The sequence below is a fragment of the Leifsonia sp. CL147 genome, assembly GCF_900114565.1.
Taxonomy (GTDB): Bacteria; Actinomycetota; Actinomycetes; order Actinomycetales; family Microbacteriaceae; genus Leifsonia.
Window position 1 is genome coordinate 169,556 of sequence record NZ_FOTM01000001.1, and the last position, 23,903, is coordinate 193,458.

General features: G+C 70.5%; 27 protein-coding genes. 11 read left to right on the forward strand and 16 right to left on the reverse strand.

What is annotated here, in order from left to right; translation table 11 throughout:
- Positions 1 to 10 precede the first annotated feature (10 nt).
- On the forward strand, positions 11 to 853 hold the full coding sequence (locus BM287_RS00870; protein WP_090035305.1) for an aldo/keto reductase: 843 nt from the start codon (positions 11 to 13) through the stop codon (positions 851 to 853).
- Between the two features lie 15 nt (positions 854 to 868).
- On the opposite strand, the gene BM287_RS00875 is transcribed toward BM287_RS00870, so the two are convergent.
- The 4 genes from BM287_RS00875 to BM287_RS00890 all read right to left on the reverse strand — a co-directional run bounded on the left by BM287_RS00875 (position 869) and on the right by BM287_RS00890 (position 4,105).
- Positions 869 to 2,293, reverse strand: a complete 1,425-nt coding sequence (locus tag BM287_RS00875; RefSeq protein ID WP_090035303.1) for a sensor histidine kinase — start codon at positions 2,291 to 2,293, stop codon at positions 869 to 871.
- Positions 2,290 to 3,036 carry a response regulator transcription factor gene (locus tag BM287_RS00880; RefSeq protein ID WP_090035300.1) on the reverse strand — a complete coding sequence of 249 codons (747 nt, stop codon included), beginning with the start codon at positions 3,034 to 3,036 and terminating at the stop codon, positions 2,290 to 2,292. The genes BM287_RS00875 and BM287_RS00880 overlap by 4 nt, the downstream gene beginning before the upstream one ends.
- A 132-nt stretch (positions 3,037 to 3,168) precedes the next feature.
- On the reverse strand, positions 3,169 to 3,609 hold the full coding sequence (locus BM287_RS00885) for an SRPBCC family protein (protein ID WP_090035295.1): 441 nt from the start codon (positions 3,607 to 3,609) through the stop codon (positions 3,169 to 3,171).
- A 58-nt stretch (positions 3,610 to 3,667) separates the two neighbouring features.
- Positions 3,668 to 4,105 carry an Lrp/AsnC family transcriptional regulator gene (locus BM287_RS00890; RefSeq protein ID WP_090035292.1) on the reverse strand — a complete coding sequence of 146 codons (438 nt, stop codon included), beginning with the start codon at positions 4,103 to 4,105 and terminating at the stop codon, positions 3,668 to 3,670.
- A gap of 115 nt (positions 4,106 to 4,220) precedes the next feature.
- On the opposite strand from BM287_RS00890, the gene BM287_RS00895 reads away from it, so the two are divergent.
- The 4 genes from BM287_RS00895 (at position 4,221) to BM287_RS00910 (ending at position 7,048) form a co-directional block, all read left to right on the forward strand.
- Positions 4,221 to 4,880, forward strand: coding sequence for an MOSC domain-containing protein (locus BM287_RS00895; RefSeq protein WP_090035290.1), 660 nt, complete (start codon positions 4,221 to 4,223; stop codon positions 4,878 to 4,880).
- Between the two features lie 50 nt (positions 4,881 to 4,930).
- Positions 4,931 to 5,386: a VOC family protein gene (locus BM287_RS00900; RefSeq protein WP_090035287.1), complete on the forward strand. Its 456-nt coding sequence runs from the start codon at positions 4,931 to 4,933 to the stop codon at positions 5,384 to 5,386.
- Between the two features lie 12 nt (positions 5,387 to 5,398).
- Positions 5,399 to 6,109: a winged helix-turn-helix transcriptional regulator gene (locus BM287_RS00905; protein WP_090035283.1), complete on the forward strand. Its 711-nt coding sequence runs from the start codon at positions 5,399 to 5,401 to the stop codon at positions 6,107 to 6,109.
- A 72-nt stretch (positions 6,110 to 6,181) separates the two neighbouring features.
- Positions 6,182 to 7,048, forward strand: a complete 867-nt coding sequence (locus BM287_RS00910) for a LysR family transcriptional regulator (RefSeq protein ID WP_090035279.1) — start codon at positions 6,182 to 6,184, stop codon at positions 7,046 to 7,048.
- A gap of 42 nt (positions 7,049 to 7,090) precedes the next feature.
- On the opposite strand, the gene BM287_RS00915 is transcribed toward BM287_RS00910, so the two are convergent.
- The 5 genes from BM287_RS00915 to BM287_RS00935 form a co-directional block, all read right to left on the reverse strand.
- A complete protein-coding gene (locus tag BM287_RS00915; RefSeq protein ID WP_090035276.1) occupies positions 7,091 to 7,954 on the reverse strand; it encodes an aldo/keto reductase in 864 nt (287 codons plus the stop codon).
- A gap of 100 nt (positions 7,955 to 8,054) precedes the next feature.
- Positions 8,055 to 8,312 carry a glutaredoxin family protein gene (locus BM287_RS00920; RefSeq protein WP_090035273.1) on the reverse strand — a complete coding sequence of 86 codons (258 nt, stop codon included), beginning with the start codon at positions 8,310 to 8,312 and terminating at the stop codon, positions 8,055 to 8,057.
- Positions 8,313 to 8,321: 9 nt separating this feature from the next.
- Positions 8,322 to 9,002, reverse strand: coding sequence for a nucleoside/nucleotide kinase family protein (locus tag BM287_RS00925; RefSeq protein WP_090035270.1), 681 nt, complete (start codon positions 9,000 to 9,002; stop codon positions 8,322 to 8,324).
- A 61-nt stretch (positions 9,003 to 9,063) separates the two neighbouring features.
- Positions 9,064 to 10,362 carry an MFS transporter gene (locus BM287_RS00930; RefSeq protein WP_090035267.1) on the reverse strand — a complete coding sequence of 433 codons (1,299 nt, stop codon included), beginning with the start codon at positions 10,360 to 10,362 and terminating at the stop codon, positions 9,064 to 9,066.
- Between the two features lie 5 nt (positions 10,363 to 10,367).
- Complete coding sequence (locus tag BM287_RS00935) at positions 10,368 to 10,799, reverse strand: MarR family winged helix-turn-helix transcriptional regulator (RefSeq protein ID WP_090035265.1); 432 nt, start codon at positions 10,797 to 10,799, stop codon at positions 10,368 to 10,370.
- Positions 10,800 to 10,871: 72 nt separating this feature from the next.
- Between BM287_RS00935 and BM287_RS00940 the strand changes: the two genes are divergently transcribed.
- The 3 genes from BM287_RS00940 to BM287_RS00950 all read left to right on the forward strand — a co-directional run bounded on the left by BM287_RS00940 (position 10,872) and on the right by BM287_RS00950 (position 13,363).
- Positions 10,872 to 11,747 (forward strand): alpha/beta fold hydrolase, encoded by an 876-nt coding sequence (locus tag BM287_RS00940; protein WP_090035263.1) that lies wholly within the window; start codon positions 10,872 to 10,874, stop codon positions 11,745 to 11,747.
- Between the two features lie 101 nt (positions 11,748 to 11,848).
- A complete protein-coding gene (locus BM287_RS00945; protein ID WP_090035260.1) occupies positions 11,849 to 12,898 on the forward strand; it encodes a lipoate-protein ligase LplAB in 1,050 nt (349 codons plus the stop codon).
- 93 nt (positions 12,899 to 12,991) lie between these two features.
- Positions 12,992 to 13,363 carry a hypothetical protein gene (locus BM287_RS00950; RefSeq protein WP_244527802.1) on the forward strand — a complete coding sequence of 124 codons (372 nt, stop codon included), beginning with the start codon at positions 12,992 to 12,994 and terminating at the stop codon, positions 13,361 to 13,363.
- On the opposite strand, the gene BM287_RS00955 is transcribed toward BM287_RS00950, so the two are convergent.
- A complete protein-coding gene (locus BM287_RS00955; protein ID WP_090035258.1) occupies positions 13,323 to 13,607 on the reverse strand; it encodes a GNAT family N-acetyltransferase in 285 nt (94 codons plus the stop codon). The genes BM287_RS00950 and BM287_RS00955 overlap by 41 nt on opposite strands.
- 224 nt (positions 13,608 to 13,831) lie before the next feature.
- Here BM287_RS00955 and BM287_RS00960 point away from each other — a divergent pair, with 224 nt between their 5' ends.
- Positions 13,832 to 14,389, forward strand: coding sequence for an RNA polymerase sigma factor (locus BM287_RS00960; protein WP_090035598.1), 558 nt, complete (start codon positions 13,832 to 13,834; stop codon positions 14,387 to 14,389).
- Between the two features lie 109 nt (positions 14,390 to 14,498).
- Here BM287_RS00960 and BM287_RS00965 read toward each other — a convergent pair whose 3' ends face one another.
- The 5 genes from BM287_RS00965 to BM287_RS00990 all read right to left on the reverse strand — a co-directional run bounded on the left by BM287_RS00965 (position 14,499) and on the right by BM287_RS00990 (position 21,081).
- Complete coding sequence (locus BM287_RS00965; protein WP_090035255.1) at positions 14,499 to 16,784, reverse strand: LuxR C-terminal-related transcriptional regulator; 2,286 nt, start codon at positions 16,782 to 16,784, stop codon at positions 14,499 to 14,501.
- Positions 16,785 to 17,044: 260 nt separating this feature from the next.
- Complete coding sequence (locus tag BM287_RS00970; protein WP_090035252.1) at positions 17,045 to 17,233, reverse strand: hypothetical protein; 189 nt, start codon at positions 17,231 to 17,233, stop codon at positions 17,045 to 17,047.
- Positions 17,234 to 17,641: 408 nt separating this feature from the next.
- On the reverse strand, positions 17,642 to 17,923 hold the full coding sequence (locus BM287_RS00980; protein WP_090035247.1) for a hypothetical protein: 282 nt from the start codon (positions 17,921 to 17,923) through the stop codon (positions 17,642 to 17,644).
- A 290-nt stretch (positions 17,924 to 18,213) separates the two neighbouring features.
- Positions 18,214 to 20,220 (reverse strand): sigma-70 family RNA polymerase sigma factor, encoded by a 2,007-nt coding sequence (locus tag BM287_RS00985; protein WP_090035245.1) that lies wholly within the window; start codon positions 20,218 to 20,220, stop codon positions 18,214 to 18,216.
- A gap of 189 nt (positions 20,221 to 20,409) precedes the next feature.
- Entirely contained in the window at positions 20,410 to 21,081 is a 672-nt protein-coding gene (locus tag BM287_RS00990) for a phosphatase PAP2 family protein (RefSeq protein WP_090035242.1), read from the reverse strand.
- A gap of 200 nt (positions 21,082 to 21,281) precedes the next feature.
- On the opposite strand from BM287_RS00990, the gene BM287_RS00995 reads away from it, so the two are divergent.
- Positions 21,282 to 22,040 (forward strand): hypothetical protein, encoded by a 759-nt coding sequence (locus tag BM287_RS00995; protein ID WP_244527803.1) that lies wholly within the window; start codon positions 21,282 to 21,284, stop codon positions 22,038 to 22,040.
- Between the two features lie 217 nt (positions 22,041 to 22,257).
- Here BM287_RS00995 and BM287_RS01000 read toward each other — a convergent pair whose 3' ends face one another.
- Positions 22,258 to 23,268, reverse strand: coding sequence for a PHP domain-containing protein (locus tag BM287_RS01000; RefSeq protein WP_090035239.1), 1,011 nt, complete (start codon positions 23,266 to 23,268; stop codon positions 22,258 to 22,260).
- Positions 23,269 to 23,316: 48 nt separating this feature from the next.
- On the opposite strand from BM287_RS01000, the gene BM287_RS01005 reads away from it, so the two are divergent.
- Positions 23,317 to 23,886, forward strand: coding sequence for a dihydrofolate reductase family protein (locus BM287_RS01005; RefSeq protein ID WP_090035595.1), 570 nt, complete (start codon positions 23,317 to 23,319; stop codon positions 23,884 to 23,886).
- The last annotated feature ends 17 nt before the right edge of the window (positions 23,887 to 23,903 follow it).

Sequence of the window (23,903 nt, forward strand, 5' to 3'; positions counted from 1 at the left end):
GGCACGTACCGTGACGGACAGGACCGCATCCATCCCTTCGTTCGCGCTCGACGGCGGGGGCCGCATCCCTCGACTCGGCCTGGGGACGTGGCCACTCGACGATGCGGAGGTCGAGAAGGCGGTCGTGGCCGCCGCGGCGATCGGCTACCGGCACGTCGACACGGCGGTGAAGTACGGGAACGAGGTGGGGGTCGGCCGCGGCCTGTCCGCGAGTGGTGTGCCGCGCGACCAGTGGTTCGTGACCACCAAGCTCGACGGGGCCTACCAGGGCGAGGATCGCGCGGTCTCCGGGCTCGACGCCAGCCTCCGGAGGCTCGGCCTCGACTACGTCGACCTGCTGCTCATCCACTGGCCGCTGCCGCAGCGCGACCAGTACGTGTCGACCTGGGAGACGTTCATCCGGTTGCGCGAGGCGGGAAAGGCGCGCGCCATCGGCGTCTCGAACTTCAAGCCGGCCCACCTCGATCGGATCATCGCGGAGACGGGCGTGATGCCGGCGGTCAACCAGATCCAGCTGAGTCCGGCCATTCCACGCCGCGAGCAGCGGGCGTATGACACCGAGCACGGCATCGTGACCGAATCGTGGAGCCCCATCGGGGGCACCGGCGACCTCCTCGCCGAACCGGTGCTCGCCGGGCTGGCCGAGAAGCACGGACGGACGCCGAGCCAGATCGTCCTGCGCTGGCACCTCCAGAACGGACTGGTCGCCATCCCGAAGTCCCGCAACCCGGAGCGCATGGCCGAGAACCTCGCCGTCTTCGATTTCGAACTGGACGCAGAAGATCTGACGGCGCTCGACCGACTCGACGAAGGACCCGACGCCGGCGTCGACTCCGACCGCACCGGGCACTGATCGAGAGGAGCCTCCTCAGTCGCGGCGGATCGGCAGCGTCACCGTCACGATCATCCCGGACGGCCGCCCGTTCGCCAGGACGACACGGCCGCCCGCCGCATCCGCGAGCGCGCCCACGATCGCCAGCCCCAGGCCGCCACCCGACTGACCGGTGCGCGCTCCGTCCGCCCGCGTGAACCGATCCAGCGCCACGGGGATGAACTCCTCCGGCATCCCCGGCCCTGTGTCGGTCACCGTGAGAACAGCGGCCTCTCCGCCGCTCTCGTCGAGTGTCAGGACCAGCGATGCCGTGACGGTGGCCTCCGGCCGCTCCTCGCCCGATGCTCGGATGGCCGTGATCGCGTTCCCCAGCAGGTTGTCGAGGATGCGGCCGAAGTCGGTGGGCGACAGCGCGACGCGCGCTCCCGGATCGGGCCGCCGTCGCGGGTCGTATTCGAAGTCGACCGAGATCCCCGCCGCCTCGTCGTCACTGCTGACGAGAAGCCGCGCCCGGTCGATGGCGTCCGTCAACTCGTCCACGAGCGTGCGCCAGTCGATGCGTCCGCTCGACGGGCCGGCCTCGATCCTCGACAGCTCGAGCAGGTTGTTCGCGAGTTGCGCCAGCCGGATCGCGGTGGCGTGCGACGACCGGATGTCTGTCAGGAGCGCGTCCGGATCCCCCGCATCCAACTCCGCGAGCTCGAGTTGGCCCCGCAGGACGGCCAAGGGGGTGCGCAGCTCGTGGCTGGCATCGGACACCATCTGCCGCTCGCGGTCGGCCGACGCCCGCAGCCGCACGATCAGGTCGTTGAGTGTCGTCGCGAGCTCGGACAGCTCGTCCTGCGCCGGCCCCACCGGCAGCAGCCCGGGTTCGTCCGGTGTCGAACCCGCGATGCGATCCGCCTGCTCGCGCATCCTGCTGACCGGCCGGAGCGCCGTGCGCGCCAGAAGCCAGGACGCGCCGCCGAACGCGAAGATCAGGATGCCCGCCCCCGCCAGGAGCGCCGCCGTCAGCCGGTCCAGGATCAGCGCGGTGGTCTCGTCGTTGCGGGCCGCCACCACGTGCATCACGCCGTTCGGGGTGGCGACGCTCCGGGTGAGGACGAGGTAGTGGTCGTCGCCCACCTGGACGCTGTGGGGGTCGGCGCCCAGCCGGATCAGGGTGTGGATGCGGTCTTCCAGCCCGTCCGGCATGGTGGACGAGAGGATCGAACCCTGCGCATCGACGATGGCGAGCTCCTGACCCCCGCCCGGGAGATCGAAAGGCCCCGTCGGCTTGGTCAGCAGCGACTGGGCGGGCGCGGCCACATCGTTGCTCAGCAGCGTGACGGTGGCGTTGTGGAGGATCGACGACACCCCGATGCGGATGATGACGACGGCGACCAATCCGAACAGCGCGGCGACGATCAGGCTCCCGATCGTGATCCGCGCCGTGATCGACAGGCGCCGCAGCCAGCTCACGGCATCGAGGCCGCGTCGCGGTTGCTCGCCGCCGACTCCGTCCCCTCGCCGGACCGCCTGCCGTCGGCCGCGTTGCGGGCGTCCAGCCGGTAGCCGCGGCCGCGCTCGGTGACGATCGACAGCCCGGCGCCCGCCGCATCCAGCTTCTTGCGCAGGTAGGAGACATACTGGTCGATGACGTTCGTGCCGATGTTATCGGTGGTCCCCCACACCGACTCGAGGATGTCGGAGCGCGACAGCGTCTTGTCCGGGTTGGTGGCGAACAGCCGCAGCAGCGTGAACTCCCGGCGGCTCAGCGGCATCTCGTGACCGGAGACGAGCGCCTGGTGCTCGTGCGAGTCGATCGTGAGCCGGCCGACCGTCACCTGGGGACGCATCCCGGTCGGCTCGCGGCGCAGCAGGGCGCGCACGCGGGCGGCGAGCTCGGCGAAGGCGAACGGCTTCGTCAGGTAGTCGTCGGCGCCGGAGTCGAGGCCGTGGACGCGGTCCTCGATGGCATCCCGAGCCGTCAGAAGCAGGATCGGCATCGGATTGGACGCCTCGCGGATGTGCCGGCACAGCTCGAATCCGCTCATCCCGGGCAGCATGACGTCGACCGCCGCAGCCGAGTAGCTGTCGCCGCGGAGGGCGATCAGCGCATCCACACCGTTGGTGACGAGGGTGACGTCGTACCCCTCGGCCGCGAGGCCGCGCTGGACGAGGCCTCCCATGTCCGGATCGTCTTCGACAACGAGCAGCTTCATGCGCCCATCGTGCCACTGTTCACCGTGCTGCCGCTCGGGATGGACCGCTGCGGGCTGAGCGCGGGCTGAATGTTCTCGCAGAACGCCGCCAGTCGCGCGACAGTCGCGCGCCGGTCGCGCGTCCGTCGCGCGTCAGCCGCCCTCGACGACGGACTTCAGCGACTCGAGGACCATGCGCCAGTTGCCGCTGAGTCGCTCCGCTTCCGCGTCGTCGGCGCAGCCGTCCTGCGTGAAGGTCACCCGGGTGCCGGGACCCTCGCCGCCCTCGGGCTCGTCGGAGAGCGTGTACGTCAGCGTCACGTAGCTCTCGGGCGCATCCGGCTTGCCGCTCAGCGGACTGAAGTAGCTGCTGACGAGGCGCTCGCCGGGGACGACCTCGAGGATGGTCCCCTTGTCCTCGTACGGCTTGCCCTCCCACTCGCCGCGGTAGACGATCGGGCTGCCGGGCTTCCAGTCCGTCGAGACCCGGCTTCCGAACAGGTACTTCTCGATCTGGCCGGGGTCGGTGAGCGCCTCCCACAGGCGCTCGCGGGAGGCGTCGATGCGGATGTCGGCTCGTGCGGTGGTGGTCATGGGGCCAGTCTCATCCCTCGTCCGGCGGATCTCTTGAAGATTTGCGACGCCGGAGCGCTCAGAGGTTGCCGCGGTTGATCAGGCGCGACAGCACGATCGCGCTGCGCGTGTGGTCCACGTTCGGCGCCAGCCGCACCTTCTCGAGCGCCGCCTCCAGGCTCGGGATGTCGCGGGAGCGGATGTGGACGATGGCGTCGGCGCTTCCGGTGACGGTCCCGGCGTCCACCACCTCCGGAACGGCGGACAGGATGCGCAGCAGCTCCTCCGGCGATACGGTGCCGCGGCAGAACAGCTCGACGTAGGCTTCGGTGCTCATGCCGTCGATCGCCGGGTCGACCTGGATGGTGAAGCCGCGGATCACTCCATCGGCGACCAGGCGGTCCACGCGTCGCTTCACGGCGGAGGCCGACAGGCCCACCACGGAGCCGATGTCGCCGTAGCCCGCGCGCGCGTTCTGGCGGAGCAGGTCGAGGATGCTGCGATCGAGGTTGTCCACGGGCCTGAGTTTATGGTGAATCGTTGCGTCCTGGTGTGAAAAGCGACCCTGATGTGCGCGCAGTGCACGAAGCGTGCGCCTCGGGACGCATCGGCGCCTCTGGGATACTGTCCGCATGGCTGAGATTCTCGCGGTGTGCCGGGTCGCGCAGTTGCTTCCCGATTCGGGCTCGACCGGCGTGACGGCCATCGACAAGCGGCCGGTAGCGGAGCGGCTCCGGGTGCGCCGGCTGGGAGTACGCGGCGATGTCCAGGCCGACCGCGCGCACCACGGAGGCGCGTCGAAGGCGCTCTACGCCTATGCGGACGAGGACGCGGCTTTCTGGGCCGCCGAGCTCGGGAGGCCCATCCCCGCCGGGCTGTTCGGCGAGAATCTGCGGACGGGCGGACTCGACGTCAACGGGGCGGAGATCGGCGAACGCTGGGCGATCGGCGACGAGCTCGTGGTCGAGGTGACCTGCCCGAGGACGCCGTGCGCCACCTTCCAGCGGCGGATGAGCGAGCCGCAGTGGGTCAAGCGCTTCACGCAGGAGGGGCGTCCGGGTGCGTACCTCTCGGTGGTGAAGTCCGGCACCGCCGGCGCCGGCGACCTCGTGCGCGTGCTGTCGCGCCCGGGTCACGGCGTGACGATCGCATCCTGGTTCATGGGCGCGGATGCGGCCCAGGCGGACGCGCTGGAGGCGGCCGAAGCCGCCGGCCTGCTGACGCTGGCGCCCGAGATGCGTGAGTCGGTCGACGGCGTGCGGTCCCGCGGTTTACTTGTTCTTGACAAGTAAGCTTGCAAAGAGCAAGCTAAGGGCATCGGACCATTGACCGGAGGGAAATCATGCCGACCAACATCTTCGTCAACATCCCCACGACCGACCTCGACCGCTCCAAGGCGTTCTACGAAGCGCTCGGCTACAGCATCAACCCCATGTTCACCGACGAGAACGCCGCCTGCGTGATTCTCAGCGACACGATCTACTTCATGGTCCTGACGCGGGAGTACCTCGCCACCTTCACCGACAAGCAGATCGTCGACACGAAGACGCACGCCGGGGCCATGATCGCACTCAGCCAGGAATCGCGCGACGAGGTGGATGCGCTCGTCGGCAAGGGCATCGAGGCGGGCGGCATCGAGCCGCGCCCCGCTCAGGACTACGGGTTCATGTACTCCCGCGACCTGGAGGACCCGGACGGCAACATCCTCTCGTACCTCTACATGGTGCCGGAGGCGGCCGAGAAGGGTCCGGAGGCGTACCTGGCCGAGCACGGGGCCGAGGCTCCTGCTCAGGCCTGATCCGGCTCCCGGATGGCGGCACGGGCCCCGCGGGGCTTCGGACAGTTCGGCGGCGTCGCGCGCGCAGTCGAGCGGGTCGGCGAGCGATGGGCACTCCTCATCGTTCGCGACCTTCTCGGCGGCGCCCGCAGGTACAGCGACCTCAAGGCCGGCCTGCCGCGCATCCCGACCAACATCCTGAGCGACCGGCTGAAAGAGCTGCAGCAGGCCGGCGTGATCCGCCGCGTGCCGACGGTGCGCGGCGGGTATGAGCTGACACCGCTCGGCCGGGAGCTCGAACCCGTGGTGCTGGGACTGGAACGGTGGGGCTGGGCGGCCCCGGTGGATCCCGCCGACGGCGAGGTCCTGTCCGCCGACGGCCTGTCGGTGACGCTCCGTGCCGCCTTCCGGCGCGAGGAGGCCGCCGGCCTGCCGGCGACCGAGTACGTCGTGCACGCGGGCGAGGCCTCGGTGAGCGCGATCGTCGTCGGCGAGGTCGTGGATGTGATGGACGTCGGACCGGCGGCCCTCCCGCAGCCGCAGCGCCGGCTCGACATCGGCGCACCGGAGGAGGTGCTGGAGTTCCGGGTCGGCCTCTCCGAGCTGGGGGCACTGCTGGGCGACGGGATGCCGGCGATCGACGTGCTTGCGGGAGGGGACCACCTCGTCCTGCGGTTCCGGCGGACGTTCCACTTCGATGCCGTCTCCGGTGCCGGGGAAGCGGCGGCGGGCGCGGCCGCCTGAGCCGCGAACCCCTGTCGGGGTCGCATCCACGCGGGTTGTGGGAGCATCCCGATTGAGCAGTACGATCGCTGAATGGAACTGCGTCAACTGGAGCACTTCGTCACCGTCGCCGAGGAGCGGCACTTCACGCGCGCGGCGGAGCTGCTCCGCATCTCGCAGTCGGGGCTGTCCGCCTCCATCCGCTCCCTCGAGCTCGAACTCGGTACGTCCCTGTTCGTCCGCAGCACGCGGAGGGTGGAGCTGACGGCCGCCGGACAGGCGCTGCTCGCCGACTCGGTCCGCACGCTCGCCAGCGCCGCTGCCGCCCGGGATGCGGTCGCCGCCGTCCGGGGCCTGGTCCGCGGCCGGCTGACGATCGGCGCGGAGCCGTGCCTCGGATCCGTCGACCTCCCCGCCGAGCTGGCGGCCTTCCGTACGGCCAATCCCGGAGTCGAGGTGCGCCTGCGCTACTCCGGGTCGGAGGAGCTGGTGGATGACGTCGCCGGCGGTCGCGCCGACGTCGCCCTGGTGGTCGACACCGGGCACACGCACGCGGGCGTGCGCCTGCGCCGGCTGAGCACGCAGGACATGCTCGTGCTCTGCCATCCGGAGCACCGCTTCTCGGCGGAGGACAGCATCCCGCTCGACGAGTTGCGCGCCGAGCCGCTGGTGGGGTTCCAGGAGGGATGGGGTGCTCAGGCGCTCACCCGTCGCGCGTTCGCGGCGGCCGGGTTCGACTACCGCGCCGCGATGGAGGTGAACGACGTGCACCCGCTCCTCGACCTGGTCGGCTACAACCTCGGCGTCGCCGTCGTCCCCGCCAGCTTCGCCGCGAAGCGGCCGGACGCCCTACGGGCTGTCCGCCTGCAGGGCGCTCCGGCCTGGACGGTGGCCGTCGCGGTCGCCGACCAGCCGAGCCCCGCCGCCGCCGCGTTCCTCACGCAGCTCGGCCCGGCCTGACGAGCCCGGGCGTTCGCCTGGGTCTGTGCGCGCGGGCGCGGCTCAGGCCGCGTTCAGTCGCGTGAGTTCGTCGGGGGTGAGCTCCACCTCCGCGGCGGTCACCGAGTCGCGGATGGTCTCCGGGCGCGACGACCCGGGGATCGGGATGACCTGCGGGCTCTGTGCGAGGTGCCAGGCGAGCGCGACGACCTGGGGGCTGATCCCGCGTGCGGCCGCGACCTCCTGGAACGGCTCGAAGCGACTGCCGAGCGCCCGCGCCGACGAGATGCCGCCGAGCGGGCTCCAGGGGAGGAAGGCGATGCCGAGCTCGTCGGCCACCCGCAGCTCCGGCTCACTCGAACGGAAGTCGGGCGAGAACTGGTTCTGAACCGAGACCAGGCGGCCGCCGAGGATCTCCTGCGCCTCTCGGATCTGCTGCGGGTTCGCGTTCGAGATGCCGGCCATCCGGATGACGCCGTCATCGAGCAGATCGCGGACCGCGCCGACCGACTCCGCGAACGGCACCCGGGGGTCGGGGCGGTGGAACTGGTACAGCCCGATCGCATCCCCGCCGAGCCGGCGCAGGGAGGCCGCGGCGGCCTCCTTCAGATACTCGGGCCGTCCGTCCTGCGTCCACGAGCCGTCGCCCGGGCGAAGATGGCCGCCCTTCGTCGCAACGAGAACGGAGGACGTGTCGCCGCCCCAGGTCCGCAGCGCCTCCGCGATGAGCTCCTCGTTGTGGCCGGCCTCGTCCGCGTGCAGGTGGTACGAGTCCGCCGTGTCGATGAACGTGACGCCCTCGTCGAGCGCCGCGTGGATGGTCCTGATCGAGCGCTCGCGGTCGGGCCGGCCCTCGATCGACATAGGCATTCCGCCGAGGCCGATCGCCGAGACCTGCATGGTGCCGATGGTGCGTGTGTAGTCCATATCGGCAACTCTCCGCTGCGGTGAGTCAGTTGTCCAATAGGTGATCTGGATGGGATTGTGCCGTCTGGGTGATCAATGCGGCGAGGAGGCGCACCTGCCGTCAGGCGCGGAGCGCGGCCTCGAGCTCGGGATCGGTCGGCTCCACCAGGTGGCGTCCATCCGGGAAGACGACCACCGGGATGTTCGTCCGGCCGCTGATCTGCTGGGCGCGGTCCGCCTCCTCGGGGCGAGCGACGAGGTCGATGTAGTCGTAGTCGGCGCCGAGTCGATCGAGGAGGGACTTGGAGCGGATGCAGTCGCGGCACCAGTCGGCGCCGAAGACGGTCAGGCGATCGAAGGACGGGGTAGGGGAGGTCATCGTTCCATGCTATGCGTGCGCGGCTGCCAGATCGCTGACCCCGGCGGACCCGCCGGAGCCGTCCACCACGAGCGTGGCGCGCGCGGCTGACGCCTCGATGAGCACGGCATTGGCACCATCGACGTCGCGCGCCCACGCCGCCGCCGCCTCCGGCGTGCGGCCGTGGCGGGTGTGCCGGTCGACCAGCCGCCGCATCCGCTCCTCCTCCGGCGTCGCCACGAACCAGCTCTCGGCGAGGAGCGGCCGGATGCGGGCCCACGGATCCGCGTCGACGAGCAGATAGTTGCCCTCGGCGATCACGATGCGGGTCCCGGGCGGAATGGGGATGGAGCCGGCGACCGGCTCGTCGACGGTCCGCTCGAAGGCGGGCGCGTAGACCGGATTCCCCGTCTCGGCGAGGACGCGCTCGAGGAGGGCGACGAAGCCCCAGCCGTCGAAGGTGTCGATGGCGCCTTTGCGGTCATGGCGCCCGAGCGCATCCAGAGTCGCGTTGGCGAGGTGGAAGCCGTCCATGGGCAGATACACGGCGGTGCCCGGGCCGGCCAGCTCCTCCACTCGGCCGGCGACGCCACGGGCGAGGGTCGTCTTGCCCGAGCCCGGGCTGCCCGCGATGCCCACGATGGCGCGGCCCTCCGCGGGTGCGAGGGCGAGGGCACGGCGGGCGAGCGCATCCAGATCGGTGGTGGTCACGCATCCATTCTCCCCGCGTCGCGGGCGTCCCGCATACGCGGGGCCGCGCGCGCAGCCGGTGTCAGGACGTGCGCGTCGCCGTGGCCTCGGTCTCCTCGAGCTCCTCGCGGAGCACCTCGCGCGGTGCGAGCACGACGCTCGGACGCATCCGGGTGAAGCGGACCCGCAGCCCCCGGTACTTCACGAGGTAGAAGACGCCGGTGAGCGCGGCCGCGAACCCGCTCGCCGCGCCGACGCCCAGCGCCCAGCGCGGCCCCAGCGTGTCGGCCACCCAGCCCACGACCGGCGCCCCGATCGGCGTGCCGCCCATGAAGATGGCCATGTAGATCGCCATCACGCGTCCGCGCAGTTTGGGGTCGGTCGTCATCTGGACCGTGCCGTTCGCGGTGGTCATCAGGGTCTGAGCCGAGACGCCGATCACGATCAGGGCGATCGCGAACAGCCAGTAGTTCGGCATCACCGCCGCCAGCGCACAGCCGAACCCGAAGAAGGCGGCTCCTGCGAACAGCAGCGAGACGCGCGGCCGGTCGCGCCGGGCGGAGAGGAGCGCTCCGACCACGGATCCGACCGCCATGATCGACGACAGGAGGCCGTACTCGCCGGCGCCGCGATGGAACACGCTCACCGACATGGTCGAGATGAAGATCGGGAAGTTCAGGCCGAAGGTGCCGATCAGGAACACCATGACCAGGATCACCAGGATGTCCGGACGACGCCGGACGTAGCGGAAGCCGTCGATCAGGCCACCGCGCGACCGCGTCGCGCGCTCGGTCCGGTACAGCTTGTCGCGTCGCAGCAAGGCCAGCGACAGCAGCACGGCGCCGAAGGTCGCCGCATTGATGAGGAACACCCAGCCGGCGCCGACAGCAGCGGTCAGGAGGCCGGCCACGGCCGGCCCGATCAAGCGGGCGACGTTGAACGAGGCCGAGTTCAGCGCGACGGCGTTGGAGAGGTTGGGCCCGGCGACGAGCTCCGAGACGAAGGTCTGGCGCGCGGGGGCGTCGAAGGCGGCGACGACGCCGAGCACCAGCGCGAACAGGTAGACATGCCAGAGCTGCACGGCGCCGGTCACGGTGAGGATGCCGAGGCCGAGACCCAGAGCGCCCATCGCTCCCTGAGTGGACATGAGCAGCTTCCGCCGGTCCAGGTGATCGGCCGCCCATCCCGTCACCGGCAGCAGCAGGAGCTGCGGGGCGAACTGCAGCGCCATGACGAAGCCGACCGCGGACGCGTTGTTGTGGGTCAGCTGGGTCAGGACGATCCAGTCCTGCGCCGTGCGCTGCATCCACGTGCCGACGTTGGAGACGATGGCCCCGCCCGCCCAGATGCGGTAGTTGACCCCGGCGAGGGAGCGGAACATGGCGCTCACGATTCGGCCAGCTCCCGGATGATGTCGGCGGCCTGAGCGAGGATCGCCCGCTGCTCGGGCGAGAGGGTGCGCAGGCGCTGGTGCAGCCACGCGTCGCGCCGCCGGCGGGTCTCGGCGACCAGCTCGACGCCGCGCTCGGTGGGCACGACGACGACCTTGCGGCCGTCGGCCTGGTCGGCCGTCCGCTCGACGTAGCCGGCCTCCTCCAGGCGGTTCACCGTGCGGTTCATCGACGGCGGCGTGACGCGCTCGTACTCGCTCAAGCGGCCGATCGTGCCGGACCCCTCGCGCACGAGGTAGGCGAGGATCGCGGTCTGCGAGTCGCTGAGCTCGTGGTCCTCTTTCTCGGCGCGGAGCCGACGCGACAGCCGCGCCACCGCGATGCGGAGAGCGGTGCTGAGGTCGTGCGTCGACAGCCGTCCATTCATGAATAGTTAGCCTAACAAATTAGGTTGGCTAAATAAACCCCCGAAGGGCCCGGCGTGCGCCAGAATGAGCCCGTGCGCAGCGAACAGGGCAGGACCTTCGAGGACGACGACGGCGTCCGCGTGTACTTCGACGTCTACGCTCCGCATCCCGAGGGGACGCGGCCCGCGGCCGCCATCCAGCTTGCACACGGAGTCGGAGAGCACGCGGGCCGCTACCGGGAGCTCGCCGAGCACCTCGCCGCTGCAGGGTTCGCCGTGTACGCCGACGACCACCTCGGCCACGGACGCACCGGGATGGAGCAGTGGGACGGCGACGCCACCCGCCTCGGACGGCTCGGCCCGGGCGGCCTCCGAGCAGCTGTGCGCGATGTGCACGCGTTCAGCGGGCTCATCCGCCAGGAGAACCCCGGCCTGCCGTTCGTCTTCGTGGGCCACAGCTGGGGGTCGCTGATCGGGCAGCTGCTGCTCAACCGGTACAGCGACGAGTACGACGCCATGGTGCTGTCGGGCACGGCCTACCGGATGCTCGGCTCGATGAACGGCGGCGACCTGAACAAGCGCCACGCCCACCTCGGCACCACGGGCGCCGAGTGGCTGAGCCGCGACCCCGCGGTCGCCCAGGCGTTCGTGGACGACCCGCTCACCACGCTCACCCCCCTCCAGAAGCTGTTCGGGACGGTGGATGCGGCGCGGCTGCTCGGGCGGCCGGCCCGCCGGCTCGCGCACGACCTGCCGGTTCTCATCCAGGTGGGATCCGACGATCCCCTCGGCGGACCGGTCAGCGCCCGGCGCCTGGAGCGCGCCTTCCGGACGCGCTCCGGTCTCTCGGACGTGACCACGATCGTCTACGAGGGCGCGCGCCACGAGGTCTACAACGAGACCGACCGCGCCGAGGTCTACGCCGACCTCACCGCCTGGCTCACCGCCCGTTTCCCCTCCCGCGCCTAACCCCCCACCGTCGAGTACACAAAGATTGCACGTTTTCGGGGGTCGCAACGTGCAATCTTTGTGGAGTCGATGGTGGGGCGGAGGGGACTTAGGGTGGGGACATGCATGGTGAGTACAAGGTCCCCGGGGGAAAGCTCGTCGTCGTGGATCTGGAGATCGTGGAGGGGCGGATCGCCGGCTTCCGGCTCGCCGGCGACTTCTTCCTCGAACCCGACAGTGCGCTGGAGGCCATCGACGCCGCGGTGAACGGGCTGCCGGCCGAGGTGGACGCCAAGACCATCGCTGCGGCGGTGAAAGAGGCCCTCCCCGCGGGCGCCTCCCTGCTGGGCTTCTCGCCGGAGGCGGTCGCCGTGGCCGTCCGCCGGGCGCTCGCCAAGGCGACCAGCTGGCGCGACTACGACTGGCAGATCGTCCACGCCAAGGCTGTGTCGCCGCAGCTGCATCTGGCGCTGGATGAGGTGCTCGCCAACGAGGTCGGCGAAGGACGCCGTGGCCCGACGCTGCGGATCTGGGAGTGGGACGAGCCCGCCGTGGTCATCGGCAGCTTCCAGTCGGTCAAGAACGAGGTCGACCCCGAGAACGCCGCGAAGTACGGCATCCAGGTGGTCCGGCGCATCTCCGGCGGCGGCGCGATGTTCATGGAGGCCGGCTCCGTCGTCACCTACTCCATCTACGCCCCGGCGGACCTCGTGCAGGGGATGAGCTTCGCGGACAGCTACGCCTTCCTCGACGAGTGGGCGATCATCGCGCTGAAGTTGCTCGGCATCGACGCCGTGTACCAGCCGCTCAACGACATCACGAGCCCCACCGGCAAGATCGGCGGCGCCGCCCAGAAGCGGCTCGGCTCCGGCGCTGTACTGCACCACGTCACCATGAGCTACGACATGGACGGCCAGAAGATGACCGAGGTGCTCCGGATCGGTCGCGAGAAGATCAGCGACAAGGGCATCACCAGCGCGGCCAAGCGGGTGGATCCGCTGCGGAGCCAGACCGGACTCAGCCGGTCCGAGATCATCGAACAGCTGAAGCTGACGTTCACGAACCTCTACGGCGCCACCGAGGGCGACATCACCGACGCCGAGTACGCCGAAGCCGAGAAACTGGTGGCCGAGAAGTTCGCGACCGAGGAGTGGCTCTACCGCGTTCCCTGAGCGGAAGCCCCCCCCCGGCAGCGGCACGCAGCCATCGGGCATCCACCGGCGTCCGCCCAGGAAGCCCACAGGTCCTCCGGTACCCTGGAGGGCGTGAATTGGTGGGTGGTGGGGATCGTGGCGGCCTTCGCCGCCGCCATCGTGGTGGCCGTGAAGCTCGGCTGGATCGACCTGTCGAACAAGGCGCAGCGCGGGTCCGGATCCCTGAGCGGGGCCCTCGGGGGACCGCTGGACGAGGTGTTCGCCCCGACCCGTCACGAGGCCCAGCAGGAGCTGGACCGCCAGTCCTTCCTGCCTGCTCCCGCACCGCTGCCGGGCGACGGCGGTGAGAGCGGCTTCGAGGGCGGCAAGATCACCCTCGACCTCGGTGTGGCGGGTCAGGGTCAGCGGGCCGAAGGCCGCGCGCCCAGCGAGGACGGTCGCGCTACCGCTTCTGCAGGTCCGCGTAGCCGGGATGCTGGCTGAGCCACCTCCGCACGTAGGGGCAGGAGGCGATCACCCGGAGTCCGGAGTGGTCGCGCACATCGTCGAGGGCGGTCTGAACGAGGGTCGACGCCATCCCCTTCTCGCGCTTGTCCTCGTCGATCTCGGTGTGGGTGAACACGATTGCGTCGTGCCGCAGGTCGTACTCGGCGACGCCGATCACCTCGCCGTCCTGCAGCAGGGCGTAGCGGGACCGATCAGGCTGATTCTCCACGCTCAAGCTCATGCGTCAACGCTACTCCGTCAGCACATCGCACCCTCCGGCGTCTTCAGAGAGTGACGGCGATCCTGCCGTCCTTCTGAGACGAGGAGTCGCGAGTGCCGAGCGGTGCCCCTGTCGTCCTCGGTAGTCGCTCGGTAGTTTCGCCGTTCCTGCGGCCGGACCGCGGATTCGAGCCTGAGGTCACCGATTCGGACGGTTTCGAATCGGACACCGACCGAGGAGAGACGATGGCCGCCATCACCGTGCGCCCGACCGACCTGGAGCTCGTCCACCGCATCCGCGGCGGCGACAATGCGGCCCTCGGCGAGCTGTGGATTCGCTACCAGGGCTGGGCGCACCGGGTGGCACGCAGCACAACGACGCGCTTCGACTCCCAGGACATCGTGCAGGAAGCGTTCACCAAAGTTCTCATCGCGCTCACCAACGGCAAGGGGCCCACGCGCGGGTTCGGCAACTACCTCGCCGTCGCGGTCCGGACGGTCGCCGCGACCTGGGGCGTCCGGGAAGCGCGGCTCGCTCTCGTGCCCCTGGAGGACGACTCCGGCGTCGGGTCCCACGAGTTCGAGGTAGCCGACCTCGGAGACCTCGAACAGCCGTTCCGCTCGCTGCCGGAGCGCTGGCGGCGCGTCCTGGTGCTGACCTGCCTGTACGAACTGCCCGTCGGCGTGGTGGCCGAGGAGATGGGGATGACGGCAGGGGCGGTCAGCGCGCTCGCCCTGCGGGCGAGGAAGGGCCTCCGAGAGGCGCTGGTGACCGCGCGCGGGGGCCTGGTTCTCGCCGCCTGAGTGTCCGCCCCGGAGGGCGTGTGCGCCAGCGGCGCCCTCCGGGTGAGCGGTCACCGAGGGGCCCGTCACCGCCGGGATCAGTCTCCGAGGGGCCCGTCCCCGAGGGCCGTCACCGCCGGGTCGGGTGCTCGCGGTACCAGAGCGCCAGCTCGGTCCGTGAACGCAGGCCGAGCTTGACGAGCGCGTTCTGCACGTGCGTCTCGATGGTGCGGATGGACACGAACAGCCGGCGAGCCATCTCCTTGTTCGACGCGCCGTCCGCTACGAGGGCCGCCACCTGGGTCTCCCGCGCGGTCAGCGGGGAGGCTCCGGGCAGGGACGGCACGCCGGCGCGACCGTGCGCCTCCACGATGCGGTGCAAAGCGAACTCGATGCTCTCGTCTTCGCTGAGTGCCGCCCCGTACCCGAATGCACGGTCGAAGGCCGGGTCGCCGAGGCGATGGCGCACCGCCCGCTCGGTCCTGTCGCGGTCGTAGAAGTACGGAGGGTAGTTGCCGCGGAGCGCGCCCGCCTCGCGCCAGCGGGCCGCCGCCGCGCCGAGCAGGCGGGCGCTGCGGACGGGGTCCGATCGCTCCCTGGCGACATCGGCGAGCAGTTCCAGCGCTTGTGCGACGCCCAGTCCGTTCCCCAGTCCCCGCTTCAGCACGAGAGCCTCCCGTGCCGCTGCCTCGGCGGTCGTATAGTCCCCGACAGCGGCGGCGGCGGTCGCGCGCGTCGTCAGCAGGAACGACCGCTCGAACCGGTCTCCTACGGCGACGGCCCGCTCCACGATCGCAGCGCCGACGGCGTCCGCCGCCTCCGTGTCGCCGAGTGCGTACAGCCGTGCCGCCAGCCGCTGCGGAGTGTTCATCAGGCCGAATCGGTAGGCATCCTCGCCGAGTTCGTTCAGGAGGCTGCGCAGGAGGATCGCCGCTTCACCGTCGTCGCGCTCGAGCGTCTCCGCGGCGCTGCGGACGGCCGCGTCGCAGGTGCGGGCGATGTCGGGGTCGTCGCCGGAGAGGACGATGTCGCGTGCGGCCCCGGCCTGCTCCAGCTCGGCGGCCGCGAGTCCCGGCTTCCCGCTCTGGCCGAAGATCGCCGTCCGGAGAGCGTGGCCCAGAGCCGCCCAGCGCGGCGACGGGGTGCCCGCCTCCAGTGCCATCGCCACCCAGGTCGCCAGCTCGTCCTCGCTCCCATGGATCTGGAACGCCTGCCGCCACCCGGTGACGACCACCTCGACGGCCCGATCGGTGTCCCCGAGCGCCGCAGCCGTCTTCACCGCGCGCCGGATGTTCGGGATGTCGCCACGCAGGCGGCGCAGGATCTCCGCCTGCCGGCCCGAGAACCAATGGTCCTCCGCATCGTGCAACCGCCGAATCATGCAGGTCACGAAGTGTCGCCGGACCTCCGGCGGATCCTGCAACCGCTCCTCGCCGAACTCACGGAGGGCGGGCAGCAGCTCGTAGCGGACCCCGCCCTCGAGACGCCGGCGGTGAACGATCGAGCGCCGGATGAGCTGCTTGACGACGGCCGTGGCAGAATCCGGCTCCGGCACGCTCAGCGCCGCCATCGCTTCACCCAGTTCCAGGTCCCAGCCCGGAGCGAGCACCGAGAGATCCGTCCAGACCCTCCGCTCGGCGGGATCGCATCGCTCCCAGCTGTCCTCCACAGCCGCCCGGAGGGACCGGTAGGCGGAGCCCGACGGCTCCAGGGTCCGCAACTGGCGGTCCATCCGCTTGGCGAGCGTGCGCACATCCAGGAACTGCAATTGGGCGGCGGCCAGCTCGATCGCCAGGGGAACGCCCCCGGTCGCCGCGCAGATCCGGATCACGTGCGGGAGGGTGCCCTCGTCGACGGCGAAGCGGGCATCGGCGGACGCGGCCCGGTCGGCGAACAGCCGGACGGCGTCGCTCGATGCGGTCAGGTCGTGAGCGCCGAGCGGCCCGAGGGCGACGAGGACATTCCCGGCAGAGGCGATCGGCTCCCGGCCGGTGACGATCAGCCGGGCCCCGGGGCAGGAGGTGAGGAGCACATCCACGAAGGCGGTCGTCTCGGCGACCGCCTCATCCACGTCGTCCAGCAGCAGCACGCAGTCGCTCTCGCCGATCGCGGCAGTGACGGCGGACAACGCATCCTCACCGCTGTCGACCTTCAGCTCGTGGGCGACGGCTGCGGCGACCTCGCCGCCGCTGCCGCTCACATCCACGTACCAGACGCCCGAGACCGACCGCTTCAGCGACTCGGCGGCGGCGATGGCGATGCGGCTCTTCCCCACGCCGGCAGCGCCCGTGATGGTCACGGCACGGGTGGAGGTCTGCAGGAGCCGCCGGATCAGCGAGAGCTCCTCCCGCCGGCCGATCAGAGAGTCGAGGCGCACCGGGAGACCGGACGCCGAGGTGGATGCATCCCCGATCATCCCCGAAACCTCCCATTCCGCGTCATAGGAGAGCGAATCCTCAGTCCTAATAGTCGGAAGCTTCTTCGGGCAGTGGCTTCTCTCAAGGGGTGGAGGGCACCGACGCGTTCGGGTTCGCTCGGAAATCGCCCTCCACCCTTTTCCGTCTTCTCACCGTGGCCGCCGATGCGCCGTTCGACGACTGCCGGATCATCCCTCCGGCGAGACACATCGTGCACCTGCGCCGGCCTCACGCACTAGACGATCTTCCCGCCGCCGGCTCAGCCCGGTCCCCCGCCCCGCGTGGCCGGCCTCACGGACGCGGTCGGCCACTCCAGTTCGATGCCCGAGCGCAGGCGGACGCGGACGACGTCACCGATCTGCTTCACCCGCTCGACATCGGGGTGAGTGAAGACCCGTTCCCAGTGCCGCTCCCCCGATTCCGGCGGCCGGCCCGTGTCATCGGTCATCGCATCCACCTCTTCCCCAGCCATTCACGATGAGCGAACAGCAGCTAGCTTGGCGAGGCAGGGCGCCGCTTGGCTAGAGCGCGTGATCTTCAGGACCCGGGGAGTTCCGTGGTGAGGTACCGGTACATGGCTTCGCGGGGCCAGTCGTCTGCGGCGACGAGCTCATAGACGTCCATAGCGCTGCGGTCGGAGTCCGTGGGAACGCGAATGCGTACGGGCGGCCGCGCGGCGAGGATCGGGAGTTCGATCGGCCGATCGAGCGAGGGAGTCGCAGGGTGCACGAGAAATGCCGTGAACGTCTCCTCGCCGGAATGCATGCATTCACATTACCGGCGGCGTCGGGGCGATGAGGGGCATGGCACGAGGCGTCGGTGGAATTCACCCTGGGTATGAGGCCCAGCGGATCGATCAGACCGTGCGCTGCACGCCGGCCGCGACCTTGAAGCGGTCGATGATGCGGTAGTTGTCTCCGGGGCCCGCCTCCTCGACGCGAACCGTGTCATAGACGCGGAAGTCGAGCGTGCGCAGCTCGCGGAGCCGCAGGGCGCGCTCCCTGAGGAGCGCCGAGCGCAGGGGGGAGTCGGGGTCGCGCGGGATGAGGGGGGTGACCAGTTCTCCGCGCCAACCGTCGGTGTGAGCGATGACGAGCCGCGCTGCACGCTCGCACGGATCGCCGCGTGTCGCGCTCATCTCAGGGTCTCGCTTCTCGTCGGTTCTTTCCCATCGTGGTGATCTTCGTTTTCCTGGCGTTCCTGGCGTTCCTGGCGTTCCTGGGGTTCCTGGGGTTACTGGCGTTGGTATTCCTGGCATTCCTGCCCGGATCGGTGGAGCGGCCCGGCTGGCCCGCTACCCGACGGGACAGGCCGGACCGCTCCACGTCGGAGTTCCCCAAGAACGGGTCCCTCCTGGTGAGAGAACGAAGCCCTGAAACGCCCTCTCACGTTATGAAGACGTTGGCCGGAGCGAATGATGACGCGAAGTCATCCACCGCACAGAGACCACTGCGATCGGATCTGGTCGGCGGACAGAGCCGTGCCGTAGACGGCGGCGTAGGCCAGACTGCCGGTGAACTGGTATCGGCTCGGAGTGCCGGGTCCCCAGTTGGCGAGGCTGTCGTAGCCGATGCGCCAGAATCCCCCGAAGTCTTCGCCGTGAGTCACCGTCGAGTCGCGGGCTACCAGCTCGCCGTCGACGTAGAGCGCCATCCCGTCGTTCGAGAGGGTGGCCGTGGCCTGGTGCCAGCGGCCGTCGCTGTACGACCGGCTCGACTCGACGGTGTGGACCGCCTCGGGGAAGACGCCGAACACCAGCCTGCCGTCATCCGTGAGGAACAACTGGCGGTCGTGATAGAGCGAGGGCCCTCCGGGAGACGAGCTGAACCCGAGGAGGCGCCCACCTCCCACCGTGGTCGTGAACCAGATCTGGATGCTGAAGACGTCCGTCGCCGGTCGGCGGGTGCTGTCCGTGAGCGACCAGCCGGCCTCGCCCGGGAAGCCGTCGTACTGCGCGGTGCCGCCGTGCGCGAGGTCGGTGGCGACCATCGAGCCTTCCGGGTCGTCCAGCGCGTACGCCAGGAGGGTGTCCGCGGAGGGAACAGAGCGGAGAGCCGCTTCGCATCCGCCGGGTGCCGCCTCGCGGCCGGGACCGCCAGTTGTCCCGTCTTCGTTCTGCCCGGTCCCGGGACCGGCCGGTTCGGTGGGGGACGGTTCGGCGATCGTCGGTTCGGTGGGGGCCGGTTCGGTGACCGTCGGTTCGGTGGGGGCCGGTTCGGCAACCGTCGGTTCGGCGGCTGGGCCTCCGGCAGAGGAAGACGCCGAAGCGGGGACGCTCGCGGCGGGAGGGGCAACGGCGCTCCCGGCGTCCGTCGGCAACGGCACGGTCGGCAGGATGCCGGGGGCAGGGAGGGGACCCGGTTGCGAGGGAAGCTCCGCCTCATTCCGGCCGGCACCTGAGGTGTGCTCCGGGCCAGAGGATGGTGTAACGCCCGCGGAGGCGGACGCAGCGACCGGTGACTCCGGCGGCGCCATCACAGCTCCCGCCGTCAGAGCTGCTGCCACGACCATCGTGGTCGCGGTGGCGACCATCCCGATGTTGCTTCCGCCCGTGCCGGCACTCAAGAAGTGCCGCAACCGCGCGACGTGGCGAATGCCGGCCGCAGGATCGGGCAGGGTCGCAGCGACCGCCGCGCCGCCGGGATCGCTGGTCATGGTCCATGCCGAGTACGCGGCCGCGCCCGCGATGCCGAGGAAGAGCGGGAGGATGCCGAGCGCGAGCCGGTATCCCACGTCGTCGGCCTCCGCGGCGGCGTCCGAACAGGCCGGGCAGGCCGCCAGGTGCTGCTTCACCTTGCGGCGCTCCGCTGGCGAGAGCTTGTCCCGCACGTATGATCCGAGCTTGTTGAGGGTCCAGGCGTGAGCCGGATCGGTGCTGTTCGACTCGGCGAGGTGCGCGGTGATCCACGCCTGCCTGAGCCCCTCCCGAGCGCGGAAGGCCAGTGCGGACACGGCATTCGGTGTCAGCCCGAGAAGGGGCGCGACATCCCGAGGCGCCATATCCTCCACCTCGGTGTACCAGAGCACCTCCTGCCAGCTGTCGGGCAGCGCGTAGAACGCCCGCGCGATCGTCTGACGGTCGATGCGGTTGAGCGCGGTGACCTCGCTGTACGTCCAGTCCTCGACGCTGTCCGGATCCTCGATGTTCGGTGTCGTCTTGCGACGGGACCAGTCGATGGCGACGTTGCGGATGGTCGTGGCGAGGTACGAGCGGAAGCCGGACCTCGGCCCGCTGCCCTTCTCGACCGCCTTGAGGATGCGCGCGAACGCCTCGGAGGCCAGGTCGTCGGGTTCGAAGCGCCCGGTGATGGACGCCGCCATGCCGCGCGCAGCGGGCCAATGGCGCTTCCAGAGCACCCCATAGGCGTGGGAATCGCCCTTGCGGGCGCGGACGATCAACTCGGTGTCGGATAGGGCGTCGAGCTCACGGGTCATAAGGGTCGGGTCCTTACGGGCAGTACGGGCGTTTGTCTAGAAAGACGCTCCGGATTGCCGTTCGTGACGCGTTCGCAAAAAGAATCTTCCGCCGGCGGGCGGACACCGCAGGCGGAAGAGGACACGCACGAGCTCAGCCCTGAGGCCGGGGGAGGCGCTCAGGGACTGGGCGGACGAAGGGAAAGGGGCTCAGTGCGCCCGTGCGCGCGAGCGGCCCCGAGTGGCGAGGTTCCACAGGCCGCCGATCAGGAATGCCCCGGCGACGCCGTTGAGCACGCCACCGATGAGATCGGTTCCGTAGTGCACGCCGACGTAGAGCCGCGACCAGGCCACGGCGAGCACGAAGAGGGCGCCGAGGATGAGCACGATCGCGCGCGCGAGACGGGTCCGGCAGACGAACAGGATCCCCGTCACCAGAGCGGCGGCGAACACGACGTGCCCGCTGGGGTAGCTGAGAGTCGCGGGCGAGATGTGGAGCAGGTGCGTCAGCCCCGCCGTCGTCGGCCGCGGCTGGGCGACCACGGCCTTCACGATGAGGGTCGTCAACCAGCCGGCGCCCGTGGCGATGCAGGCGCCCAGGGCCCTCCGCCAGCCGACGACCAGCAGCAGAACGACGAAGACGATCACGAGGATGACCCCGACGACCACCGGACTGTCGAGCCGGTCCAGCAGGAGGGCGGCGTCATCGAGGAGCGGTGAGTTGACGCCGTTGACGGCCGCATCCAGCCCGTTGAAGCGCAGAGCGGGCACTGCTTTCGCCGCGAGCCCCAGTCCGACCGTCAGGACGAAGAGCACGACTGTCCACACGATCCAGTGGATGGGCAGGCGCAGCGACCAGGAGGACTCTCGGCGGGAGTGCATCCCCCGAGCGTAGCGAAGCCGGAGCGATCGACCCTGAAGGTGCGCCGTCCGGCCGTATGACAATGCTCAGCCTCGGGGCGGTCCCGATGGCGGCGGGCCGCCGCGGCCGTACACCGACACGAGTGCGATCAGCCGCCAGGTCGAGCTTCCGTGACCCTTCGGATGACGATCCAGGCGGGCGCTGGTAATCTTCCTCGGGTATGCCTTCCGCATCCGTCCCCTCCGTTCCCCGCGGCCGCCGCTCGGCGGGCCGTCGTGCAGCTGTGCCCTCGCGACGGGTGCGCATCCGGTTTCCGAAGCCGGCGAAGCGCGTCCTCATGCCCCTCCACCATCGCTTCGGCGTCACCCTGACGGTGATCGGCCTGGTCTTCGCGTTCTCCATCGTCCCCACGGATGCTGCGCTCGCCTCCACTCTGCTCGTGGCACCATCGACGGCGCTCGCGGACGGCGGGCCAGCGGCTCCTCAGCAGCAGCTGCTCGTGGATGCGACGATCGCGGCGCCCGTCGTCGACCGCGAGAGCATCGGGGCGACGGACGGGATCGACACCCTCGCGCACATCGGCACGAACGAGTCGTGGGCGAAGCTGGTCCTGATGTTCGGCGGATGGCCGCAGACCGACGCGAACGTGACCCTCATGCTCCGCTGGATGCGACAGGAGAACGGACCGCCGGACTGGTGGAACCGCAACAACCCGCTCAACAACGGGTACGGATCCGGCGGAGGCGCGGGCCTCGGCAGCTACCCGGACCTCGTCACGGCTGCGCAGTACTGCGCGAAGAACCTGCAGCGCGGATACCCGGGCATCGTCGCCGGGCTCCAGGCGGGGACGTCGGCCGACACCACCGCAGCGGCCATCTGGGCATCGCCCTGGGCATCCAGCCACTACGGCAACGGGACCCACTGGAGCACGCGACCCGTCGAGATCGTGCGGGCCCCCGCGTCCGCCTGGGGCTTCTGACCCGTCGCTCGCTCGCGGGCGCTCCCGTTCCTCGCGCCGCGTGCGCGCGCCGCTGCCTGCGCGTGCGTTCCCCTGCGCCGCGTGCGCGCGTTCCCTCTGCCGAAGTGCTCGTTGTTGCACCCTCGGACGGCGTGTCGGGTGCACCTACGAGCACTTCGGCAGAGGGGAGGGGGGTCAGGAGGGGTCAGGAGCGGGTCAGGAGGGGGGCAGGAGCGGGTCAGGACTTGGCCAGGAAGGTGCGGAGGCGCGGCAAGGGCCAGGTGGTGATGATGCGATCGGCGGGGACGCCGTTGGCGGCGGCGCGGGCGGCGCCGTAGGCGAGGAAGTCGAGCTGACCGGGCGCGTGCGCATCCGTGTCGATGGAGAAGAAGCAGCCGGCGTCGAGGGCGAGCCGGATGAGCTCGTCCGGCGGGTCCTGCCGTTCGGGCCGTGAGTTGATCTCGACTGCGACCTGGTTCTCGGCGCACGCCGCGAAGACGGCCTCGGCGTCGAACTCCGAGGGCGGACGGGTGCCCCGGGAGCCCTGGACGAGCCGGCCGGTGCAGTGCCCGAGGATGTTCGTCTGCGGATCGCGGATGCCGCCGAGCATCCGCTCCGTCATCGTCCGGCTGTCCGCCCGCAGCTTCGAATGCACGCTGCCGACCACCACATCCAGCCGTCCCAGCAGTCCGGGCGTCTGGTCGAGGGTGCCGTCCTCGAGGATGTCGACCTCGATCCCCGTGAGGAGGGTGAGCGGTCCGGTGTCGAGGGCTGCGATGGTCTCGAGCTGCTCCTCCAGCCGCTCAGCGCTCAGGCCGCTCGCCACCGTGAGCGTGGGGGAGTGGTCGGTGACGGCCTGATACTCCCGGCCGAGGGTCGCGGCAGCGGCGGCCATCACCTCGATCGGCGTCGTCCCGTCGGACCACTCGGTGTGGCTGTGGAGGTCGCCCTTCAGCTGCGCGAGCAGCTCGGCGCCACCCGTGTCGAGAGGGGCCGCGTTGCGTTCGCGGAGATCGGCGAGGTAACCCGGCACCTCGCCGTCGACCGCCTGCGCGATCACCTGGAAGGTGCGGTCGCCGATCCCCTTCGTGCGCTTCAGGCGGCCGTCGGCGACGCGCGTCGCCAGCTCCGCGGCATCCAGCGGGGCGATGGTGGCCGCCGCACGGCGGAAGGCCTGAACTTTGAAGCTCGGCGCGAGCTCGCGCTCCAGCCAGAAGGCGATCTCGTTCAGGGCGTCGACGGCATCCATGCGCCCCATGCTCCCACTCTGTCGGTGGTCGCCGGTACTTTCGCCGGCATGGGGAGAATCGTCTTCGACACCGCCGCGACACTCAACGGGTGGATCGCGGATGAGCACGACTCGCTGGCGTGGCTGTTCGCGGTGCCGGGTGGGGAGGTCCCCGATCCGGAGCTGCTCCCCACGGAGGCGACCGTCATGGTGGAGGGGCGCACGACGTACGAGTGGGTGCTGCGCGAGACCGGCATCCTGGCGCATCCGGAGCGCTGGCAGGAGTTCCACGGAACGCGCCCGGCGTTCGTGTTCACCCACCGCGAGCTGCCGGTTCCCGAGGGTGCGGACATCCGCTTCGTGTCCGGGCCGGTGTCCGGCGCGCTGCCGGCCATCCGCGAGGCGGCGGGCGACGGTGACATCTGGGTGGTCGGTGGCGGAGACCTGGCGGCGCAGTTCTTCGACGCGGATGCGCTGGACGAGCTGGCCGTCTCGATCGCTCCGGTCGCGCTGGCCGGTGGCGCGCCGCTGTTCCCGCGACGGGTGGAGTCGGATCGGCTGCACCTGGAGTCGGCGACCGCTATAGGCCAGTTCGCGCGGCTCCGCTACCGGGTGCTCCCCCCGGGCGACGCCTCCTGATCTATCGTTGTTCGGAC

Bases quoted from the DNA above. Each gene is read 5' to 3' on its own strand.
- BM287_RS00935 (WP_090035265.1), bottom strand. From the start codon at position 10,799: ATGAATGGACGGCTGTCGACGCACGACCTCAGCACCGCTCTCCGCATC.
- BM287_RS00930 (WP_090035267.1), bottom strand. From the start codon at position 10,362: ATGTTCCGCTCCCTCGCCGGGGTCAACTACCGCATCTGGGCGGGCGGG.
- BM287_RS00965 (WP_090035255.1), bottom strand. From the start codon at position 16,784: ATGATCGGGGATGCATCCACCTCGGCGTCCGGTCTCCCGGTGCGCCTC.
- BM287_RS00910 (WP_090035279.1), top strand. From the start codon at position 6,182: ATGGAACTGCGTCAACTGGAGCACTTCGTCACCGTCGCCGAGGAGCGG.
- BM287_RS00960 (WP_090035598.1), top strand. From the start codon at position 13,832: ATGGCCGCCATCACCGTGCGCCCGACCGACCTGGAGCTCGTCCACCGC.
- BM287_RS01005 (WP_090035595.1), top strand. From the start codon at position 23,317: ATGGGGAGAATCGTCTTCGACACCGCCGCGACACTCAACGGGTGGATC.
- BM287_RS00955 (WP_090035258.1), bottom strand. From the start codon at position 13,607: ATGAGCTTGAGCGTGGAGAATCAGCCTGATCGGTCCCGCTACGCCCTG.
- BM287_RS00885 (WP_090035295.1), bottom strand. From the start codon at position 3,609: ATGACCACCACCGCACGAGCCGACATCCGCATCGACGCCTCCCGCGAG.
- BM287_RS00915 (WP_090035276.1), bottom strand. From the start codon at position 7,954: ATGGACTACACACGCACCATCGGCACCATGCAGGTCTCGGCGATCGGC.
- BM287_RS00945 (WP_090035260.1), top strand. From the start codon at position 11,849: ATGCATGGTGAGTACAAGGTCCCCGGGGGAAAGCTCGTCGTCGTGGAT.
- BM287_RS00980 (WP_090035247.1), bottom strand. From the start codon at position 17,923: ATGAGCGCGACACGCGGCGATCCGTGCGAGCGTGCAGCGCGGCTCGTC.
- BM287_RS01000 (WP_090035239.1), bottom strand. From the start codon at position 23,268: ATGGATGCCGTCGACGCCCTGAACGAGATCGCCTTCTGGCTGGAGCGC.
- BM287_RS00985 (WP_090035245.1), bottom strand. From the start codon at position 20,220: ATGACCCGTGAGCTCGACGCCCTATCCGACACCGAGTTGATCGTCCGC.
- BM287_RS00900 (WP_090035287.1), top strand. From the start codon at position 4,931: ATGCCGACCAACATCTTCGTCAACATCCCCACGACCGACCTCGACCGC.
- BM287_RS00895 (WP_090035290.1), top strand. From the start codon at position 4,221: ATGGCTGAGATTCTCGCGGTGTGCCGGGTCGCGCAGTTGCTTCCCGAT.
- BM287_RS00880 (WP_090035300.1), bottom strand. From the start codon at position 3,036: ATGAAGCTGCTCGTTGTCGAAGACGATCCGGACATGGGAGGCCTCGTC.
- BM287_RS00990 (WP_090035242.1), bottom strand. From the start codon at position 21,081: ATGCACTCCCGCCGAGAGTCCTCCTGGTCGCTGCGCCTGCCCATCCAC.
- BM287_RS00970 (WP_090035252.1), bottom strand. From the start codon at position 17,233: ATGACCGATGACACGGGCCGGCCGCCGGAATCGGGGGAGCGGCACTGG.
- BM287_RS00905 (WP_090035283.1), top strand. From the start codon at position 5,399: ATGGCGGCACGGGCCCCGCGGGGCTTCGGACAGTTCGGCGGCGTCGCG.
- BM287_RS00920 (WP_090035273.1), bottom strand. From the start codon at position 8,312: ATGACCTCCCCTACCCCGTCCTTCGATCGCCTGACCGTCTTCGGCGCC.
- BM287_RS00995 (WP_244527803.1), top strand. From the start codon at position 21,282: ATGCCTTCCGCATCCGTCCCCTCCGTTCCCCGCGGCCGCCGCTCGGCG.